This window comes from Flavobacterium sp. (genome assembly GCF_044361065.1).
In the GTDB taxonomy this organism is placed as follows: Bacteria; Bacteroidota; Bacteroidia; order Flavobacteriales; family Flavobacteriaceae; genus Flavobacterium.
This window is the reverse complement of record NZ_JBIKJI010000221.1, coordinates 1-2,609: the sequence shown is the minus strand read 5'-3', so window position 1 is coordinate 2,609 and position 2,609 is coordinate 1. Positions and strand designations below refer to the sequence as shown.

General features: G+C 30.7%; 5 protein-coding genes. All 5 read right to left on the bottom strand.

The window, feature by feature from the left end; all coding sequences use genetic code 11:
* Positions 1 to 312, bottom strand: a 312-nt coding sequence (locus ACIQ11_RS10225) for an EamA family transporter (RefSeq protein WP_396154592.1), incomplete at its 3' end; no start/stop codon positions are given.
* The gene (locus tag ACIQ11_RS10220; RefSeq protein ID WP_396154590.1) at positions 305 to 661 is read right to left on the bottom strand and encodes an arsenate reductase family protein; all 357 of its coding nucleotides are present in this window, start codon (positions 659 to 661) and stop codon (positions 305 to 307) included. The genes ACIQ11_RS10225 and ACIQ11_RS10220, both read right to left, overlap by 8 nt.
* A gap of 74 nt (positions 662 to 735) precedes the next feature.
* Positions 736 to 1,068, bottom strand: a complete 333-nt coding sequence (locus ACIQ11_RS10215) for a DUF3298 domain-containing protein (RefSeq protein ID WP_396154588.1) — start codon at positions 1,066 to 1,068, stop codon at positions 736 to 738.
* 69 nt (positions 1,069 to 1,137) lie between these two features.
* A complete protein-coding gene (locus ACIQ11_RS10210; protein ID WP_396154587.1) occupies positions 1,138 to 1,473 on the bottom strand; it encodes a hypothetical protein in 336 nt (111 codons plus the stop codon).
* A gap of 117 nt (positions 1,474 to 1,590) precedes the next feature.
* Positions 1,591 to 2,538, bottom strand: a complete 948-nt coding sequence (trxB, locus tag ACIQ11_RS10205; RefSeq protein WP_396154585.1) for a thioredoxin-disulfide reductase — start codon at positions 2,536 to 2,538, stop codon at positions 1,591 to 1,593.
* Positions 2,539 to 2,609: the final 71 nt, after the last annotated feature.

Here is a 2,609-nt window from a genome sequence, read left to right as displayed (position 1 = left end):
TGTGGTAACCATTAAAACGGCACCCATAATCGGTGAGGTATAACTTAATCCTTTAAAAAATGTTAGCATATTGAAAGCAACACCAAAAAAGGCACAAGCGGCAATGCGAAGAAAATCGTTTTTTGCAATTTTTTCTTTCGGTCCGAGAAAAGAAACCAACCAAAATAATATAGTAGCTCCGGCAACTCGCATTACAATAAATCCATAAGCATCAACATACTTTGGCATTACATCTTTGGCAACAGTGAAAGTTACTCCATAAATAATAGCTACAATCCAAGCGCATACTAAAGCCCAAGAACGACTATTCATTACTTAAAGCCTTTTGCAATTTTAAAATATTTGGTTGACTATTTCCTATGAAAATTTCATTTTCTAACACCACTACTGGACGACTCAAAAAAGTATAATGTTCCAGAATATAATTTTTATAATCGGCTTCTGTAAGGGATAAATTTTTCAATCCTTTTTCTTTATATAATTGCGCTTTTTTACTAAAAAGAGCTTCGTAACTACCAGAAAGCTGGTGCATAAATTCTAATTCTGCTATGGTGATAGGATTTTGACGGATATCGTGAAACTCTAAATTTGAATTTGAAGGCAATGACTTAATTATTTTTCTGCAAGTATCGCAAGAAGCGAGGTAATATATTTTTCGCATTTGTGCTAAATTAGTTTCTTTAAAGAAATTTAAAACACAAAGGTAAGAAAGTTATTTTTGTTGAAAAAAAGACTTTATTTAATTAATAAGTATTTATCAATTTCTTGATAGGTTAAAATTACTTCAAACGAACCTTTTTCGTAAGAAGAAATTTCATTGATATTATACAAGAATTTAACACCCTCAATAGTAAAAAATATATTATTTGTAAGATAAAAAGAATTATTTTCGAAACAATATCCTTGTTGATTAAGACTTAAAGCAGCATTTACATTATATTTTGCTCTAAATTTTGCCTCAACTAATTTTAAAACTAAGTGAAGATTTGAAAAGATATCCTCGTTCTTCAATTGCGCACCAGTTAGTTTATTAAAAACCAATGAACGTTTTCCTCCAAAACTATGCAAATCATCATAAGAAGTGGAATAATTGATACCAATATTGACAAATTCTTCTGTTTCAAACTCAACATTTGACTACAATTCAAAATTCCAATTTTTTAAATTATTTTCTGGCTTACTATTTTTGGCGTTTTTATAAACATCTACAAAACCTTTCGTCAATTGATTATAATTCGTAATGGTTAAATTCTGACTATCAATAAAATTAGAGAGTTCTTTAATATTTTCGAAAATAATTTTATTTATATTATCATCATTTTTAGCTTCTAAAACTTCCATTTTAATATTTGCAGAATTATAACTGGTAGTATAATTTGGTTGATAAGAAGAATTATATTGCTTTCGAACAAAAACCAATGGCTGAGCACATCCAAAAAATAAGAAGAGTAAAATAATAAGTAAATGTTTCATTACATTTTGCGAAGTTATTCGTTAAATTAACTTATCAAAAATCGAGCCAACTTAAGTATATAAAATAAAAAAATCGGATATAAAATCCGATTTTTGTATGAATATATCCTAATAAAATTAGTGTTTACTTGCCAAGTATCTCTCTGCGTCTAAAGCCGCCATACAACCTGTCCCTGCAGCTGTTATAGCTTGTCTATACACGTGATCTGCTGCATCGCCACCTACAAAAACTCCAGGTATGTTTGTTTTTGATGAACCTGGTACGTTTATAATATAACCCGTTTCATCTAATGTTAAATAATCTGCAAAAATATCTGTATTTGGTTTATGACCAATCGCTACGAAAAATCCAGTTGCTGGAATCTCAAAGTCTTCATTTGTAGTTTTGTTTTTAGCTTTAACACCTGTAACCACTTGTCCGTCACCTAAAACTTCCACCGTATCATGATTCATTAAAATAGTAATATTTTCGGTATTTTTTACACGTTGTTCCATAATTTTAGAAGCTCTAAATTTTTCACTTCTAACTAACATGGTAACTTTTTTACATAATTTAGATAAATAATGTGCTTCTTCACAAGCACTATCTCCAGCTCCAACAATAACTACTTCTTGGTTTCTATAGAAAAAACCATCACAAACCGCGCAAGCTGAAACGCCACCACCAGTTTGAAGATAATGTTGTTCTGAAGGTAATCCTAAATATTTTGCTGTAGCACCAGTTGAAATAATAACCGTATCAGCATGAATTTCTTTTGTGTCATTTATCCATACTTTATGAGGTTCAGCACTAAAATCTACTTTTGTTGCCCAGCCATCACGAACATCTGTTCCAAAACGTTGTGCTTGCTTTTGTAAACCAATCATCATTTCAGGACCTGTAATTCCTTCAGGATTTCCTGGCCAGTTTTCAACTTCATTCGTGGTTGTTAATTGGCCACCTGGCTGTGTACCTTGATACAAAACAGGATTCATATTAGCTCTTGCTGCATATATAGCTGCAGTATATCCTGCAGGACCAGAACCTATTATTAGGCATTTTACTTTTTCTATTTCGTTTGACATGATGATTAATTTTAATTCTAAGCAAAAATAGTAAATTCAAAAAACATTTTTTCCTTTATCATTTAATTCGG